The following is a 17715-nucleotide window of genomic DNA, read 5'->3' on the forward strand; positions in this document are numbered from 1 at the left end:
TAAATGTTAAAGGTTAAATATCCCTCTTCTGAAGGATTCCGCTCCACGTGCCGTTCTCTCCCCAATTTCCTGTTCCCCAATTTCCTGTTTTTGTCTTCCGAGCCCTTTTCAATCGGCAGATATGGGATAAAACCTTTATTTTCATGTACGTTTTTTGTTTCCAGGCTTACTGTCTCTCTAAGAGAATCGGCATGGAGCGGAGCAGACATCGAATATTTTTCACCATTAAAAATCCTTCTTCCAGATCAGATCCACGCTGGAATTCTGGTCATTGCGAATCTCGGCCTCCAGGGTGAGATTGCTGTACAGGTAATATTCCACAACGACCTGCTCGGCTCCTTTCTCCTGGCCGAACTCCTTGCCGAAAGAGACGAAGACATTCCTGGTCAGATATTTTCCCACTTCAAGAGTGCTGATCCCCTCCTTTGAGGCCCGGATCTGCACGGTATCGACCGGCAATTTCTCGCCGAATATTCCCAGCACCTGGGTGGCCACTACCCTTCCCAGCAGGGCAAAGGCCTCACCCTGCAAGCTGGCGGCCTCCCTTTGATTCAGGTTTTCGAGCTGCTGGCCGAAAACCAGGAGCGAAATTATTTGATCCTGCGACAATGTCGGGTCATCACTCTGCAATCTGACGACCGGAGCTTTGCGGGTTCCTGAAATCAGGATGTAGATATTCGTCTCCCCCACCCGGTAAACGGTTTCCATATCGATCAGGGGATTGATTTCCGGCAGTCCCTGAAACTGAATGTTCGCCCTGCGGATAGTAAATTCCTTGCCGTAAAATTCATAGGTTCCCCGTATGCTTTCGATACTCCCCGCAATGGCCGGATCCTGGCCGAAGGTCTTATGGATGCCAAGTTCTCCCTTGAGCTCGATATTGGTTTGTTCACCGCTGACCCAAAAATTCCGGGGGATGCTCACGGTTACGGACATGGATACATTGGGTTTGAAAAAAGCCGCTTTTTTTTCCACCAGCTTCATCTCATCCTCTTTCCCCCGTATCACCTGAATTTCTGAAGAGCTTTTTTTACCGAAGGCAAAATCACTCAGCCTGGCCTTCCCCTCCGGGATAGACATTCTGCCCGCCACGGCAATGCGGGACAAGTTTCCCTGAGCTGAAAGCTCCCCATTGAAAACAAAATAAGTGGTGCGGGAGTAGAGTATTTTCCACTTATCCGCTCTGATCCTGGCCGTAATGCTCCTGACCGTAAATCCGGATAACTCCACAGCGGCGGAAAGTCTTCCTGCACCGGACTTTCCAGCAAGGTCCACATCCTCGAAGGTAATACGCTGGCTGTTTCCCCTGATCAGGGCGCTCCTGACCTGAAAGACCTGAAGGAGCGGCTTGATTCGAAATGAGGTCCTGACAAATCCCACACTTCCTTCAAACCGGGGGTCCCGGAGACTGCCGGTCATCGATCCTGTCCCGGAGACGGCTCCCTTCACCTCGGCGAGGGCAGGCAGGAATGAAGGAATCACCGAGAGGTCAACCTCCTGAAGCCGTATCCTCAGCTCCAATCCTGATCTGGACCAGCGGTCAGGGACTGAGCGGAAAGAAAGGTCCACCGGCACCATGCCTTCAAGGTGCAGGATCTCTTTTTCCGCCTGAGCCAGGCTGGCGGTGATATTCAGTTTTTTTTGGCTGTAGGTGAATTCCTGGTGCAGCCGGTTAAAGGAGAAGGTGGACCATCGCCCTTTGATGACCTCGAGTTTCCCGCTCATTTCGGGCGAGATTCTCGTTCCCGCAAGGTTCACCTCTCCCTCCAGGGTACCGGAAAGAGATCCGAGTGAAGAAGCGGTCCTTCCCGTCCATTTCCCGATCTCCTGCACGGGGAAGCCGGATACCTGAATCTGCATTTTCTGTTGACCGGTCCGTCTGATTTCTCCCTGGGCAGCGAAATACCTCTGCCCCGATCCCAGCCGGAGAGAGAGAATGCGCACATTTTTATCGGCATCCAGTTCCACCCGGATCGGCTCGATGTTTCGCCAGATCGATTCTTCCAGGGGGAATGAAGCCTCATCCACTCTGACCGATACCTGGAAGGGCTGAAGGATATCCGCAACCCCCCGGGCCTGGTAGACCCGGTTGACTTGCCGGGTTCCCCTGACCTGCCAGGTGATCTTTGGCCCCTCTTTCCTGGCCTGGATGCTCAGAGAATCCTGAAATTTTTGCTGCTCGTGCCAGAGGGAGGCCGCCTGGATCCGGGCATCGAAATTCAGGGCCTGAAATGAACGCCCTCCCCCTGCCCTGCCCTTGAGCGCAATATTCGAAGCATGATAGCCCCGATAGGTTATATCGCGGCCAGTAAATTCCCCCGCAAGCTCAGGCTGTTGCCAGCTCCCGGTGATTTTCCCGTGGCCGCTGACCACACCTGCGGAAAGGTCAGCCAGCCGGTCAATTCCCGCCCGTGAGAAATCCAGCTCCGACAGGTTCCAGATCAGATGCAGCTTCTGCCGGGAGGCTGTGCCGCGCAGGGTGAGGGCTAAACCATCGGCGGTGATTTTTCCCTGGCTCAGGTGCACGGTCCCGGCTGCAAAATCCCCCTGAAGCGTAAGATTGTCCACAAACCTGTTTTCAATCCAGGAGGGGAAAAGACGCACCGATCCGGCAGCCTGAAAATTTTTGGGAAATCCCGTTCCCACGCTTCCCTGGAGCATTGCATCCCCGGCCAGCCGTGATTCCCGGACCAGGCGGGCGGGCAGCCCCTGTATCCGCGCAAGGTTCACCTGCTGGAAAGAAATATCCGCCCGGTACAGAAAAGGAGGCCGCAGGTCTGCCTCCCCCTCCAGTCTGACCCTGCCCGCAGGGCCATTCACTTCCAGGTTCGCCAGCCGTAACTTTCGCCCATCCAACTGGGCTGAAAACCCTGCTGCCGTAACGGATTGCCCAAACAGGGTAAAGGGAGAAATATCAGCTTCAATTTCCGCTGAAATCTCATCCGGCCGGATGCCCTCTCCCCTGATTCGGGCATGCAGATCGAGATACCGGGAAAAGGCGGACCGTTTTTTTTCGGGCAGCCACCAGGATACCGGAAATCTCCGGATGCCGGTGCGCAGACGGTAGCGGGGAAATCCGGGATCGGAAAGGTCCAGGTTGCCGCCGGACTGCCACTGCCCTTTTTGCCTGTCCGCCTCAAAGGAGAGGAGAAAGGAATAATCGAGATCGCTCAAAGTTCCCCGGACTCTGCCCTCCCCTTCCAGGTCGGAAAGACGCAGGAGGGCGGGGGGAAATTGGCCCGGCACGCCGCCTCTGGCCAAGATAGCCTCCAATTCCGGAAGAGATATCCTGGAGAGCCTGCCCCGCAGATCGAAAAAGGGCACATCCCGCTGACCTGCTGCCAGATTCACCCTGCCCTGCAGCCAGATCTGTGCCGGAGCGCTCATAACCTCCAGGCCGCTGATGTCAAGGACTCCCTGCCGGGAGGAAACATCACCCCGGACCTTGTTGACCGCCAGTTGCCAGGGACTGACCCGAAAGGAAAGATTCCGGACCCTGGCGTCCCAGTCCCCTGCTCCAGGCCGGAGATACAGGCCAAGGGAAAGGTCTGCCTGAATGCCCTGGCCGGATATCTCGATCGGCGATTTCTTCTGAAAGTAATCCCGGAAAGTCACATATCCATCCTGGATAAGGAGCCGCTGGATCCGAAAATCCAGGAGAGGAAATCCCGCGCCGGTCGGCGATGGAGGAGAGGGGCGGCCCGGCAGGGGAAGCACGCGGATACCTCCCTCTTCGGTACGGATTATGGTCAGGTGCAGCCTTGAGAGCGCTACCCGGGGAAAGGTCATCTGCCGGGTCAGAAGAGCGAGCGGAGAGAAGCGGACTTTCATTTCTCCCAGACTCAGGTGCTCACCTTTCGGGTCTCGCAGCTCCACCTCCTCCAGAACCAGGCCGGTAACAAGGTTTCCTCCGATTCTCCTCACGGATAAGGCCAGCCCAAACTTCTCCCGGGCATTTCGGGCCAGAACCCCGCTCAGCCAGTTCCGGAACGAGGCGGTTTGGGTCACCAGGGCCAGAATAACCAGCACGCTCCCAAGCACCAGCGCACAGGAGCCTAACAGGATAGCCAGACTTCGAATGACCGATTTAGCGCTCATTTAAAAAGCCTGACCAATACTGAGGTGAAAGCGGTAGCGGACAGGTATCTCTTTTTGCGGATTGAGAATATAACCATAATCCAGCCGCAGAGGGCCAATGATGGTCTTGTATCGAATTCCCGCACCCGTAGAATAGTGCAAATCGTTAAAGTCAAACTGCATCGAATTAGGAAAAACATTGCCGAAATCCACAAATGTCACTCCCCACAGCTTGCCGAACAGGGGAAACCGAAGCTCCATACCTCCCTCAACCAGGGAATTTCCGCCAACCGGCTCCTGGTTCTCGGAAAGAGGGCCCAGCTTCTGGTAATCATATCCGCGGACACTCATGGTTCCACCGGAAAAAAACCGCTTCATGATCGGCACTCCCCGCTGGTTCAGGCCGTAGGGCTGAATTGTTCCCATGAGCAGCCGTCCTGCAAGTATCGGCCCGGCCAGGAGACGATAGTAGCGCTTATACTCCGCGGTTCCCTTCACATAGGATACCTCGGAGCCGATGCCTTGCAGGGATGGTTCGATAAAAAAAGAAGCCTGTTCCCCGCTGGTCGGATCCAGAGGAGAGTCGGTGGTATTCCATTTGAAGCCGGTTTGAAAATAGGAAAGGAAGTATACCCTCTCCTGATCCTTTTTGGCCTCCTCCGACAGACCGCTGATGGCAGACGAATCCAGGCGGTGAGCCAGAAAGACCGACAATGCGGAACCGATGCCCCGCTCAACCCGTAACTCGTTCGAGATATTGCTGACGTCAAAAGAAGTAAACATTTCTTTCCGCCTGAACAGAGTCCACCGGGAGGTGGATGCGGAGTCGGGAAAGTACGGCTGCCTGAAAGTCAGGGCCTCCTCTTCGGCCAGAGAAGACAGGCTCAGGGATAGCCCAAGCTCCCGCAAGCCCCCGAAAATATTGCGGTAGGTCCCCGATATTCTGAGGCGCAGCCGATCTTCCGTTCCATACCCAAGTCCGACCTCCACGGTCCGGGGCTTTCGCTCCTGAAGGAGGATATGAACATCTATCGGCCCGGTTCCCTCCTGAAGATTCACCGGGTTCACCAGGACAGAGCGAAAGAAGCCAAGGCCGTTAATTCTCGACTGGGTTTGAAAAACCCTGTTCATGGAAAAGGGCTCCCCTTCGGCAAAGGTCACCTCGCGCATGATATTGGGAAGTGAGATATTTTTATATCCCGTGACCTGTATCCTGCCAAACCGGCTCAAGGGCCCCAGCTCAACCGGCAGACGAATGACCGCACTGTTATCCTTCTCATAGATCAGGACCCTGCCCGACAACCGGGCTCTTGGGTAACCGGAATTGGCCAGATATTCCAGGATATTGGTCTTGGACTGCTCATAATCCCTGACCCGGAATATTTTTCCCCGCTGAAGGGATATAATCCGCCGAAACCTCTCTTCCCATTCGGATGTCTGCCCATCCCGAATTTCAAAGGTGACTTCCTGAATGGTCACTGCAGGCCCCTCGCTGACATACAGGGTTATTGTTAAAGCCCCATCTTCTTCTTCCGTTATCTCCGGACTGATCCTGACCTGATAATACCCCTCCTGGTGGTAAAGCTGCTGAACCTGTTCCAGGTCGCTGTCCAGTTTTTCGGCGGTATATTCCTTGCCTTCCTGCCAGAACTTCCAGAACGGAGGGGGCCGAAGGCCCGTCATTTGCTGGCGGACCTTACTCCCGGAGACTCTCTTTACTCCCACCAGCCGGATCTTTCGCACCAGACTCCGCCTGTTCTGACTGCTCCCCTGAGCACGGGCCGGAGCACTCAAGCCTAACCAGAGGGCGGCCCCAATCAGTATCATAGCCAGGTTCACCAACGGGAAAACCGGCATTCGTTTTCCAAAATCCGAGGGGAATTCATCCATAGCTGTCGAATTATAATACGGTTAATCAATAAAATCACCAATAATTCCATAAAATCTTCAATACCCCCTCCAGGTAAGAGCTAAAAAGAGAATCGGTCGATAGTAATGAGAATTCAGGAGTCAGAAGTCAGGAGTCAGGAGTCAGGAGAGAGTGATCAGTGGCCAGTGGTCAGTGAAGAGAAGGCAGGGGTCAGAATAAAGGCTTTCTTTTCTCCTGAATTCTGACTCCTGACTCCTGCAAAAATTTATCCACCCGTTCGGAGTGTAGAAGAGATGGTTTCTGTTGAGCTTGTCCAGACTGAACAGGCATTTCAGGATTTACGGCCCGCGTGGGATACAATCCTGGAAAGATGTGCTTCTTCCAGTATTTTTTTAACCTGGGAATGGCTGTTTACCTGGTGGGTCCACTATCAGCAGAACAGAAAGCTGTTTTTGATATTGTTTCGGGAGAAGGGGGAGCTGCAGGGCATAGCTCCTCTGTTTCACGAGGAGGAAGTACGAGGTGGCATACGGATGCGGACCCTGAGATTCCTCGGAAGCGATGGACCAGCCTGCTCAGAATTTCTCGACCTGATTATTGCTCCGGGATATGATACCGAGGTGTACCAGCGGTTCGGTGAGTTTCTCAAGGAGCGCTCACCCCTCTGGGACCGGATTGTTCTGAATCCCCTCTCATGGGGCAATTCGGAGATATATCGGCTGTACCGGATGTTGAATCGATCCTATTCAGCCGAATTGGAAGAGGCTTTCAGGTGTCCTTATATCAGGCTTCCTTCTGATTGGGACCAGTTTCTGGTCCGGCTCAGCCGCAATTTTCGACAACAAATTCGCACTTCACTGCGAAAATTCGAACAACAGACTGAAATGAGATACCTTTCAAATGCCCAGGATATCTTTCCTGTTCCCCTGCTGGTCAATACCCTGCGCACACTGAACGGGCAGCGGATGGAGCGCAAGGGGATCGACTCCACCCTGAAAATCTCCTCCTTTCATCGATTTCTGCTGGACGTTGCCGAGCACCTGCACCGGAGGGGCTGGCTATCCTGTTCACTCATTCAAAGAGATCAACAGATTGCAGCTATCATTTTCAATTTCCGGTACGGAAAAAAGGTCTGGTATTACCAGGCAGGATTCCTTCCGGAATACGCACATTTTCGCCCCGGAACACTGCTTTTTGCCCAGACTATCAGGGAGGCCATCGAAGCGGGATTTTTGGAATATGATTTCCTGCGGGGGGAGGAAGAATATAAATACCGCTGGGGTTCGCTCAATCGGCCGGTGACTACTTTCCGGCTCTATAATCGAAAACTCTTCCCCCAAATGATTTATTACTTTCGAAAGGCGAAAATCCGGCTCTCCGGGCCATTAAAAAGAATATACCACTCGATACAGACTCACCATGATAGCTGAGATCCGCTCTTTTCCCGTAACTGCTCAGGCACAAATGGGTAAAGGCACAGAGGCACAAAGTTACCTTGCCTGTTTGCTGCTTAATTGCTCAGCATTTATTTTTATCTTCTTTGTCCCTGGTACCATTGTCTCTCTATGCCTTTGTGCCTGATTTATCAGTTTGTCTCAAATTGAGATAACCACAGCAGGCAAGATTGCTGTGCCTCATCAGGCTGAACTTTTTCTTCCAATTCGCCTGCCACCATCCTTGGCCCGGCAGAATCATTCTCACCAGCGATGCTCCGTAAAAATGTATTTCCGGTCCGTACGATCCCGTCAATCTGCAAGCTCCTTCAGGCATACTGCTTTATTTATCAGCCAGTAATAAAATTTTAAGGAAATTTCTTTTCAAGAAAACGTATCAATACAAATTCTCTTTTCCCGTTTGTCTCACAAAGCAACATCTTTGACTCAGTTATTTGTCTCTAAATTGAGAAATTCAAGAATCCGTCACTCTATGGATAGGCTTTTTTCCAAGAATTGTCCTGAGTAAAGTCTTTGGCATTTTCCTAGAGATTGACTATATTACTAATAAATGAATAACTAACCTATTGAGTTACAAGGATAATCATGAGGTATCAATTACACATGCCGATCTAATTGGCATGATAATTGCTTTAATTATAACTCGAAAGTCATGACTAAATGTAGGTGTATAAGTAATAGAGAGGGAGGATGGATACCTTGCTTTTGCCTTATGAACCATTCTCACCTTTTGAGGTCCAGGCAGCAGTTGTCTCCACAGCTTCCTGCAAGTAAGTTAGGTTATTAAAATTCTTCATTTTATTATTCGGATTTTTAATTACCTTATGTATTTCCCTGTCCGGCCGCAGGGCAAGAAAACCTTATATTTTCAAATAAGAAAACGAACAAAGGTTAATGAAAAGGAGGAAATATCAATGTGTAAGAAGGAAAATGTTTATTTGCCGTTCACAATAGTTTTTCTGGTCGGATTTGTTATGAGTGCTCTCAGTACCATAGTTTGGGCTCAAGTTGCTCCGGCAGTTGTTACTACGCCGGTCACCACTACGGCTCCTACGATTGTTACTACCACGCCCACCACTCAAAACTGGGCAGCCATGCCTCCGTATAACACTCTGTGGCCTCTGTGGTCGCCGGCACTATCTCCCGTCAATCCGGCAACCGGCCAGCCGACCCCCCTGGTAACCAGCCTTACACCTTCTACGGTACTGCCGGTTCAACCCGGTCTGACCTGGCATTTCGCTCTGGGGCATCCCTGGCTGCTCTATAATACTCCTATGGGTATGGCGTATTATGATCCTTTTACCGGAATCGATCTTTGGCCGCCGGATATTCTCATGAATTCGATCACCGGCCTTCCCATAACCATTACTTTGCCACCTACCTACTCTATTCTGCCACCTACTCCAGCATGGTGGATATTGCAGGAAGTCCCGGCTGCCAACTGGGAATACGTGACGGTTTATCCCAGTTTTTCCCTCTCGGCTATATCCACTCCGCCTGCGCCCCCGTTAAGCTCATTATTGACGCCCAGTGCGATTTTACTGTAGGCAGTAAGGAGAAAGGATTCTATTAATTACCTGTTGACCTCATCACTTCATCCCTTATTCCCTTCACCCAAGGGGTGTTTTACCAGATGATCGTGAGGGAAAGTCTTTCAGCGAAGGAGAGACTTTCCCTCAGATCTTTTTCAACCTCACCTGTCTGCGTTATTTACCTTCCCCATCCTGTCAGGAGTCCAGAGAACATCATGGTTTCGGGTACAGCACCGGAGCCATCCGCACAGCATGGCATGGTTGACGAGTACGAAATGATAAGGGACCCTGCACACCAGGGATAGTTTCCCCTCCCATCCCCCCAGCCAGGAGCCGATCAAGGCGAGACTGTAGAAGGCCAATTGGAGAACAAGGAAGAAAAAATACCCCTTTCCGCTTCCCAGTGCCGCCAGGTTCGAGATTAAAAGAGTGATCATAAGGAACGGAACCAAAAGCCGTAAAAGCTTATGAGAGACAAGCTGCCAGGCAAATACGGGATAACGGAAAGGATTCAGCAGGTTCCGGTTCCGGAACAGGGTTCGCACGGTTCTATTGGTGATGCGGATCTGCCGCCGGACCTCTCCTCCCATCTTGAGGGATGCGCACTCACGGACCAGGGCTGACTCCTCCATCACCCCCCGGTATCCCTGCCGGACAACCTGCAAGGGGATAGCCAGATCGTTCAGATCGCCCGCGAGCAGGGGAAGATATAATTCTTTTCGAATGGCGAAAATTGCTCCATCGGCTCCGACACAGGAGCCCAAAGCCGATTCCTTCCGCTTGAGATACCGCTCAAAGCGGTGGTACAGTCCGCTCGTTTTCCCAACAGAATTTCCGCACGGGCTGACGATGTATTCGGTCCGTCCGGTCACAAAGCCGATCCGCTCGTCCCGAAAGCTCAAAACCAGATTCTGCAGGGACTTTCGGTCGAAAAAGGCATTGGCGTCCGTGAAGACAAGTATCCCGCCTGCTGTCAGAGGGACCACCTGATTCAACAGAGCGCTTTTCCCCTGCCGCTCCTTTTGCCAAAACAGCCTTACTCCCCGATCCTGGTAGAGAGCCGCCCGCTCGTTTGTCCGGTCAGTCGAACCGTCGGAAGCCACCCATATTTCCAGCTTTTCCCGTGGATAATCCAGCTCCAGGGTATTGAGGATTTTCTCTTCTATTGCCTCCTCCTCATTAAAGGCGGAAATGACGATGCTCACCGCAGGCCAGGTATTCTGATTCCCGTCGAGAGCCTTCTTCGGTAATCGCCCGCGCGAAAAAAGAAACAGGAGCAGGGGGTATCCGAAATACGGGTACAGAATCAAAAAAAGAGATGCCTTCCATATAACCGGACCGAAAAAAGTTGACAGGGCCACTGGTTCTCTCTCCTCGATGTGTTTCTTTTAACTGGCCCAGACATTTTTTGACCAGCTCAAAGTATTTTCCAGCCCCTCGCGGGCCGGGATGCGGGAGCACCACCCCAGATCCTGCCTGGCCCTGGAGATATCAAAGCGGCAGCTTTTACTGGAAGCTGCCAGCCGGTAGCGGGTCAAAAAAGGGTCCTTATGCATGATTCTGCTTACAAACTCCAGGCCAAAGGTCAGACTGTAAACCAGAGGATAGGGCAGATACACTACATGTCCATGAACACCCTTCTTGTGGAGATACCGCTGGATATAGACATGCTTTGAAACCTGCTCCTCGTCCACGATGTTATAAACCTTACCGGCAGCATTCTCCTTTTCCAGGGAAAGTACAATGGCATCCAGAAGGTTGTCGATATAAACCAGGGGAAGCTCAAACCCTTTGCGGCCAATGGCCAGGATAACATTTTTCGGCAGGGCATAGCCGATCATGGGTGTCAGGACCGGCCCACCGGGGCCATAAATAGTACCGGGCCGCAGGATGACTATTGGCAGGCGAGTTTCCCGGATGAACTGCTGGACGATTTTTTCCGCTTCCAGTTTCGTGTAGGTATAAGCTCCACGGTTTTGCGGATCAGCTTCGAGGGCGTCATCTTCCCTGATCGGACGGCATGTCGGAAGCCGCGTATAACCATAGACACTGAGGGAGCTGATATAAATCACTTTCCGGACCGCCTCTTCCTGAGCAAGGCGAAGCACATTCCGGGTACCTTTGACCGTAGTCTCCATGGCTGCATCAACCGCCCCTCCTGTGGTGTCAGCCGCTGCATGGACAATCATCTCCACCCCCCGGATAGCTGTACGCAGGGAGTCTTCATCCCGGATGTCGCCGAAAAAAACCTCAAGGCCAAGATTGCGCAATTCCCCAAGGGGAGAGAGCTTTCTGACCAGTGCCCTCACCGGATATCCTTCCCGGACCAGCCTCCGGGCCAGATGGGTTCCCAGAAAGCCGGAGGCCCCGGTAATCAGCACCCTGGGAAGTTGTGGTGACTTTAGGGAAACAGCGCTCTTTTGGGGGAGAATGGGCGAAAAGTCCAGTTTCCTGGTACCAATCTGATCCCAGACCTGATCTATTGCTTTGGCTACCTGCAGGCATTGATCTTTGCTGACCGGCGGAGGGCTTCCCCGCTGGATACTCTCATAGAACCGGTGGATGAGCGTGCGCATGCCGTGATAGGATTTTAACTTGCCGCGCAGGAATTGAACAGTATTGGCCACAGTCCTTTTCGAAAGCTGCCAGCTCTGCCCGAAATTAGCCAGGGGCTTGGTGATGGCTTTAGGCAGTTTCCGGTTGGGCTGAGTATAAAAGGTCATGGTATCGAAATTCACCTGCACGAACATCTCACTGCCGAACAAATTCAGGTAATGCAGGAAGGGTTTCGCGTTGAAGGAGATGGCCAGAGTGCCCAGTGCCCGTGCCCCATTGCAGAGAATTCGCAATTCGTCGGGCTGCTCCTGCGGCAGGGTTCCCAATGACCTGGACATGGCCTTCATTTCCCTGGGCGCACCGGTATATTCCAGGAGAAGGGCCAGCGGATGAGTGATAATATCGTGAAACACTCCGCCGGGGAGATTGTGGATCCAGGGAATTTCATTGGCCTTCGGATAGCTGCGGACTGCCGGGATATCAGTATTCCAGCCATAGTAGCTTTCTACGTAAATAATGCTGCCGAGGTCTCCCCGTTCCGCCATCTTCTGGACCTCGACCATGCAGGGGTCAAAGCAGTGATTGTGATCCACACAGAGTGAAACACCCTGCTTCTCAGCCGCTTTGAACATGGTCCGGGCTTCCTGATAATTCAAACCCACAGGTTTTTCAACCAGGATATTGCATCCCGCTTGTATGCACTCCAGCACCACCGGCAGATGGCTGGCAGGAGGGGTCAATATATGGACAACCTGGGGTTTATGATAGAGGAACAGTTCTGACAGACTGACATAACAGGCAGGTATCTGGAATTGGGCGGCCCGCTTTTGGGCCTGTTCTCGATTTGCATCTACCAGGCCGACAATTCTCGCTCCCGGATAATCGAGAGCAAATTGGATATGTTTGGTTGAAATCTCTCCGCAACCCACGATGGCAATATCCATACGGATCTCCCTCATTGTCGTTAAGAACCGTTAGTAAGCGCTTAAAATGCATGAAAGGAGCGCTTATAGCGCTCCTTTCATGCTAAAAGTTGCTCTCAACGATACCTTATCGACATAACCGCTCCCGCTCAGCTATCCGTTACCTTCAAGAAGCAGCTCATTAATAAGAGTGTAGTCGGGAAATCGTGGAAAAGCCGATTAAGTTGTCGTATTGATCAGTTCATGTACTGATAAACGATGGAATCAAACCGTCTGGTTAACCATACGGAAGAAGGTGAAACCGGGGTTGCATCGGACTCCAGGGCTGAAGATTGCACCCCTGCAGTGGACTCTTCCGGCTCGACGATGGTGATAACCGGCGCGGCCTGCGGCTCAGAAGCTGTTTCCATGTTGTTTGAGCCGAGAAGATAGGGTTTGCTCCGCTCGCCGAGGTTATTGGTTACCCACAGGTAGAAGGGACCGGTGCCCAGACCCCGTAAGTCGGTCCGGAATTTTGCGCCCTCATCCCCCATCCAGATTATCTTCTGAGTAACCCTGGTGGCTGCCCAGTAATCCGGCTGATCACCGATTTCCACCAGCGAGGCAGGGCCGATGCGCCGGTCGGGACTCATGGCAAAACCGTCAAACCAGATGCTCTGATCGATCGGCAATTGGTCTTGAGTCCAGTTCTGGCAATTGATCGTCCCCAGTTCCAGGGGGCCAAAACGCAGGCTCCCGTCTGATTCACGATAGCTGTTCATCCAGGGAGAGGTCAGGAGGTTATTATTTTCATCATAAATTTCGCACTCCTTCCCGTCCAGCCAGAACTTCAGCTCAAGGCCGCCGCCAACCTTTCTGACCATCAGCTCGATGCAATACCACTGGTCAAGTTCCATCCGCTTCCCCAGGTGGACAAACAGGCGCTCACCTCCCTGGATATCATACATGCTGGGGCCCATCCCCTCCGGAATTTCATCCCACATGCAGGCATTCATATTAAAGAGATTGTGAACATAAAATTGCTTGAAACTGTTGTTGGTCCATTTGAAGATTGGTCCGCTGTAACGGACATAGTAGCGATAAAAATACTGGTCAGAATCCGGCGCAGACCACCAGGTCATCGGGTGATAAATTCCCTTGCCCGGCTCTTCCTTCGGATACATCCAATCCTGCCAGGAATACTGAAGGCGGTTGCGGTAGCTCTGATTGCCGAGAACAGATATGCCAGCATCGAAGATCGCATCCGCATCCCGCTGCTCCGCTGTCTCAGCCCAGCATTCCCAGTTATCACGCAGCCAGCAGTTGCCATTCCTGATCCAGCCATTGGTATCTTCAAAACTGCCCTGCTCTTCCGCCCAGTGAATCCAGTGGCTGGTTTCCTGCTCGAGCAGTCCTGTCCCGTGCAGGTCTGCAATTTCGCCACTTTGCAGGGCAGTGGCCTCCTTGCTTCCCGCATAGGCAGTCTCCGCGTTTGACGAATGACTGAAGGAGATATGCGAGACTTGCGGCTCTCCTGAAACTGATAGCGGGGTCAGGAGTCCTGCTATCAAAAGGAAGGTAAGCTGGAAAACATGGATCAGGGTTCTTCCTTTGGAAGCGGCAGGCGAAAAGGTAAAGCGTACTTCTCGGGACATGATAAAAAAACCTCCTGAATGTTAAAAAGAAACTCTGGATGAAATAGATATGCTTTTTCTTATGGAGTATAAATTGGAAATGGAAGAAGCAAAACGAAAGCACATCTTACGTAAAATAAGCCCCGATAATACGCTATTTATCCTATGCTGTCAAGAGGGTCAGATCATTTTTCCTCCTCTAATTTTCCTGGCAATTCTCATTATGTGAACCTGTGCTTTTCTCTGTGTCTCTGTGGTTTCTTTTGTATTTATATAGAGTTGCTCATATCGCTCCACCATCAGCCCCAGATGATAGCGCTCCACGACTGTTTTCCGGCCACATTCACCAAACCGGCGGGCCATCGGCGGATCATCCAGAAGGGCCTGGATAGAGGAAGCGAAAGACCCCGTATCGTGCGGCGGAACCAGAAAACCTGTCCGCCCTGACTGAACGATTTCCTGATTCCCGCCCACACGGGAGGCCACAACCGGCTTTGCGCAGCTCATGGCCTCGAGCAGGGAGATCGAGGTTCCCTCGCTCCAGGAAGGGAGCACAAAAATATCCATTACCGAAAGCAGATCCCGGATGTCGAACCGCTCCCCCAGCAGCCGGCAGGTTGCGGAAAGCCCGCTCTTATGGATTATCTCTTCAAGATTTTTCCGTTCCGGCCCTTCACCCACGATCAGCAGTCTCAGCCTGGGATTTACGGCCGCAACCTGCCGGAAAGCATGCAGCAGGGCCGGATAGTTCTTCACCTGACTCAGGCGTCCGACACTGCCGATGATTGTCTGGTCCTGCCCTATCCCCAGTTCCTGCAAAAGCCCTTCCGGTTTTGGCTGGGGAGAAAAATACCCGGTATCGATCCCGTTTTCAATAACCATCACTTTCTCATCCGGCCAGCGGAAAGCCTTATGCAAATAACCCTTCAACACCGGTGAGACAGCCACAATTCTCCTGGTCTGCCGGGCGTAGAACCGCTCCAGCTCGATCATCCATCGCGGGTCAGGAAAGGGTCGTCCGTGCTCGGTATGGATCTGAGGGATTCGCAGACAGCGGCTGACCAGGGCTGCCACAGGCCCGCAGCCGCTATGACTGTGGATAATATCCGCTTTTTCCCTTTGAACGATGCGAAGCAGGGAATAGGGATAGATCAGGGACGCGCCTTTGATCATCGGATCAGCCAGGATGATTTTGGCTCCCTCCTGCTCAGCTCGATCAGCCAGAGGGCCGCGGGAAGAGAGGCAGACGACCACTACCCTGAAAACCCGGCTATTGATCTTTCCTATCAGGCGGGTGATGACAGTTTCGGCTCCACCGGTCTCCAGACTCAGGACCAGGTGGAGTACGGTGATTGGATTGGGGTTGGATGACAAGGGATTCCCCTTTGAAAAAATAAAAGAAACCACAGAGACACGGAGGCACAGAGCAAAGCAAAGGGTAAATTCTCTGGGTCTGGTTTATTTGTTTTTGAGCTTCCGGCTACAGGTATTCCGCCTGCCAGACCTGGAAGAGCAGGAGGGCAAAGATCAGTTTATCGTGGGTTTCTTTTCGGGAGAAGTGCTCATCCAGGATTTTCCGGACTGCGCCGGGGTCAAAAAAACCTGATTCCCGAAGGCGTTCCCGGCTCAGCATCTCGCAGACATACGGCTTGAGATCAGAGCGGAGCCAGTGGGCTATAGGGCCGACAAATCCCTGTTTTTTATGCCGCAGCACGGCCGGGGGCAGAAGACTGGCCCCGCATTTTTTCAGCAGGTACTTTTTCTGGAAAAACTTCAGCTTCATTTCAGATGGTATGCGAAAGCAGAATTCAAGCAGCTTATGATCCAGAAACGGGACCCGGACTTCCAGCGAATGGGCCATGCTGATGCGGTCAGTAAGGGCCAGAATATCATCTGGCAGGTAGGTATGGATATCCTGGTAAAAAACCCGGTTCAACGGGGAAATATCCCTGGGCCGATGAAAAAATGCCTTCAGGTGTGCCTCGATACGGGAGGGATCGATCTGGCGACGGATATCGGGATGATATAACTGATGGCGCTGGGAGGCGGCCAGAAGCGAGATAAATTGCAGATACCGTGACGAAGCTGGCAGGCCGGATCCTCTGATGAATCTTTTCAGGCGGTTGATGGCAGGATTGCCATTGGCCTGCTCAGGAATCCCCATAGCCAGGGGATGAATTACCCGCTGGCGCATCCAGCGGGGGATATGATCGTACCAGTCCCCCAGTTGAAATCCGAGGTATCTTTCATATCCCCCAAACAGCTCATCGCCGCCCAAGCCCGACAGAGCGACAGTCACCTGGCTCTTGGCCAGCTCGGACACATAGTAGGAAGGAATGGCTGAATCATCGGCCAGAGGCTCATCAAGGGCCTGCACAATCCGGTGGAGAACATCAACGGCCTGGGGCTGGACTTCCTGCTCGTAGTGGCAGGCTTCATAGTGCCGGGCGACCATACGGGCATAAGGGCGCTCGTCGTCAAAGCCGCCTGTTGATCCGCCAAAGCCGATGGTGAAGGTCCGCACCGCTGAGGGAAGATTCCTGGCCATGAGGGCCACCACGCATCCTGAATCCACACCACCGCTTAAGAAAGCACCCAGAGGCACCTCACTCATCAGGTGAATCCGGACCGACTCTTCCATCAGCTCCATTACCCCTTCCAGAAAGTATGATTCCGGTTTGCCGTAATCCGGCGCGATAACCAGATTCCAGTAGGACCGAATGTGCACTCCTCCGGGAGTGACGGTCATGAGATGCCCGGGACACAGCTTATGGATTCCGCTGAAAATAGTCAGCGGAGCTGGAATATAGGACAGGGTAAAATAGGCATCCAGGGCATCAAGATCCACCCTGCGCTGAACCCCTTTGATCTTCAGCAGGGACTTCAGCTCAGAACCAAACAGGATTCCTGCCGCGGTCCGGGTATAGAAGAGCGGTTTGATGCCCAGCCGGTCGCGGGCCAGCAGCAGCTTCCGGTTGCGGATATCCCAGAGGGCAAAGCCAAACATGCCCCGCAAAAAAGCAGGCATCTTTTCGCCATATTCTTCATACAGGTGGACCAGGACTTCCGTATCACTGCCGGTCGAAAACCGGTGCCCTTTTTGTTCCAGGCTCTGCCTGAGATGCCGGTAATTATAAATCTCGCCATTATAGACCACCCTGATGGTCCCATCCTCGTTGGCTATCGGCTGCTGGCCGCCACTTCGGTCGATAATGCTCAGCCGCCTTGAGCCGAATCCGAGATTTTTGTCCAGATAAAAGCCTTCAGCATCCGGACCCCGATGGGCAATGGCATCGCCCATCAGCTTCAAATCCGGAAATTCAACTCCAAGCTCCGGCTGAGAGAAATTATAGATACCAAATATTCCGCACATAGGAATTCAACCCGCCTCGAAAAAAATGTGTATGGATCACCAATACCTTGTCTTATTGCCTATCCTTTTCCAATTGACAGTCACTCTTAATATAGAGCATATTCGGGTAGGGTATATTTAGTAGACTTTTCTGTGAGGGTGGAGGAATTGTCATAAGAAATAATAAAACTCATAGAGTCCCTTAACCACTCCTCTTCAGTGAGGGAATGGGGAAAAGCCTCGTTGTATTGTACGCAGTGAATTTATGATTAAGGAACGTGTTGCCGTGAAAAGACGCGAAAAAATTCCAATCAGAATTTATCTGGAACCTGAACAGG

The 17715-nt window shown here is 52.4% G+C and carries 9 protein-coding genes; 2 read left to right on the top strand and 7 right to left on the bottom strand.

Annotated elements, in window-relative coordinates:
* Window positions 1-225: 225 nt before the first annotated feature.
* Together AB1611_08915 and bamA are read right to left on the bottom strand one after the other, a co-directional pair.
* Entirely contained in the window at window positions 226-4098 is a 3873-nt protein-coding gene (locus AB1611_08915; protein MEW6379715.1) for a translocation/assembly module TamB domain-containing protein, read from the bottom strand.
* Window positions 4099-5904, bottom strand: coding sequence for an outer membrane protein assembly factor BamA (bamA, locus tag AB1611_08920; protein ID MEW6379716.1), 1806 nt, complete (start codon window positions 5902-5904; stop codon window positions 4099-4101).
* Window positions 5905-6240: 336 nt separating this feature from the next.
* Between bamA and AB1611_08925 the strand changes: the two genes are divergently transcribed.
* Both AB1611_08925 and AB1611_08930 read left to right on the top strand, forming a co-directional pair.
* The gene (locus AB1611_08925) at window positions 6241-7377 is read left to right on the top strand and encodes a GNAT family N-acetyltransferase (GenBank protein MEW6379717.1); all 1137 of its coding nucleotides are present in this window, start codon (window positions 6241-6243) and stop codon (window positions 7375-7377) included.
* Between the two features lie 938 nt (window positions 7378-8315).
* Window positions 8316-8948 (top strand): hypothetical protein, encoded by a 633-nt coding sequence (locus tag AB1611_08930; GenBank protein MEW6379718.1) that lies wholly within the window; start codon window positions 8316-8318, stop codon window positions 8946-8948.
* Window positions 8949-9094: 146 nt separating this feature from the next.
* Here the strand turns inward: AB1611_08930 and AB1611_08935 are convergent, their stop codons facing one another.
* The 5 genes from AB1611_08935 to asnB form a co-directional block, all read right to left on the bottom strand.
* Window positions 9095-10294, bottom strand: coding sequence for a glycosyltransferase family 2 protein (locus AB1611_08935; protein MEW6379719.1), 1200 nt, complete (start codon window positions 10292-10294; stop codon window positions 9095-9097).
* Between the two features lie 27 nt (window positions 10295-10321).
* Window positions 10322-12433 carry an NAD-dependent epimerase/dehydratase family protein gene (locus tag AB1611_08940; protein ID MEW6379720.1) on the bottom strand — a complete coding sequence of 704 codons (2112 nt, stop codon included), beginning with the start codon at window positions 12431-12433 and terminating at the stop codon, window positions 10322-10324.
* 215 nt (window positions 12434-12648) lie between these two features.
* The gene (locus tag AB1611_08945; GenBank protein ID MEW6379721.1) at window positions 12649-14046 is read right to left on the bottom strand and encodes a hypothetical protein; all 1398 of its coding nucleotides are present in this window, start codon (window positions 14044-14046) and stop codon (window positions 12649-12651) included.
* A gap of 159 nt (window positions 14047-14205) precedes the next feature.
* Window positions 14206-15399, bottom strand: coding sequence for a glycosyltransferase (locus AB1611_08950; protein ID MEW6379722.1), 1194 nt, complete (start codon window positions 15397-15399; stop codon window positions 14206-14208).
* A 106-nt stretch (window positions 15400-15505) separates the two neighbouring features.
* Window positions 15506-17398 (bottom strand): asparagine synthase (glutamine-hydrolyzing), encoded by a 1893-nt coding sequence (gene asnB / locus AB1611_08955; GenBank protein MEW6379723.1) that lies wholly within the window; start codon window positions 17396-17398, stop codon window positions 15506-15508.
* Window positions 17399-17715: the final 317 nt, after the last annotated feature.

The organism is bacterium (assembly GCA_040755755.1).
In the GTDB taxonomy this organism is placed as follows: Bacteria; SZUA-182; SZUA-182; order DTGQ01; family DTGQ01; genus DTGQ01.

Excerpts from the sequence above, each read along its gene's own strand:
- AB1611_08915 (MEW6379715.1), bottom strand. The coding sequence starts at position 4,098 with ATGAGCGCTAAATCGGTCATTCGAAGTCTGGCTATCCTGTTAGGCTCC.
- bamA (MEW6379716.1), bottom strand. The coding sequence starts at position 5,904 with ATGATACTGATTGGGGCCGCCCTCTGGTTAGGCTTGAGTGCTCCGGCC.
- AB1611_08925 (MEW6379717.1), top strand. The coding sequence starts at position 6,241 with ATGGTTTCTGTTGAGCTTGTCCAGACTGAACAGGCATTTCAGGATTTA.
- AB1611_08930 (MEW6379718.1), top strand. The coding sequence starts at position 8,316 with ATGTGTAAGAAGGAAAATGTTTATTTGCCGTTCACAATAGTTTTTCTG.
- AB1611_08940 (MEW6379720.1), bottom strand. The coding sequence starts at position 12,433 with ATGGATATTGCCATCGTGGGTTGCGGAGAGATTTCAACCAAACATATC.
- AB1611_08945 (MEW6379721.1), bottom strand. The coding sequence starts at position 14,046 with ATGTCCCGAGAAGTACGCTTTACCTTTTCGCCTGCCGCTTCCAAAGGA.
- asnB (MEW6379723.1), bottom strand. The coding sequence starts at position 17,398 with ATGTGCGGAATATTTGGTATCTATAATTTCTCTCAGCCGGAGCTTGGA.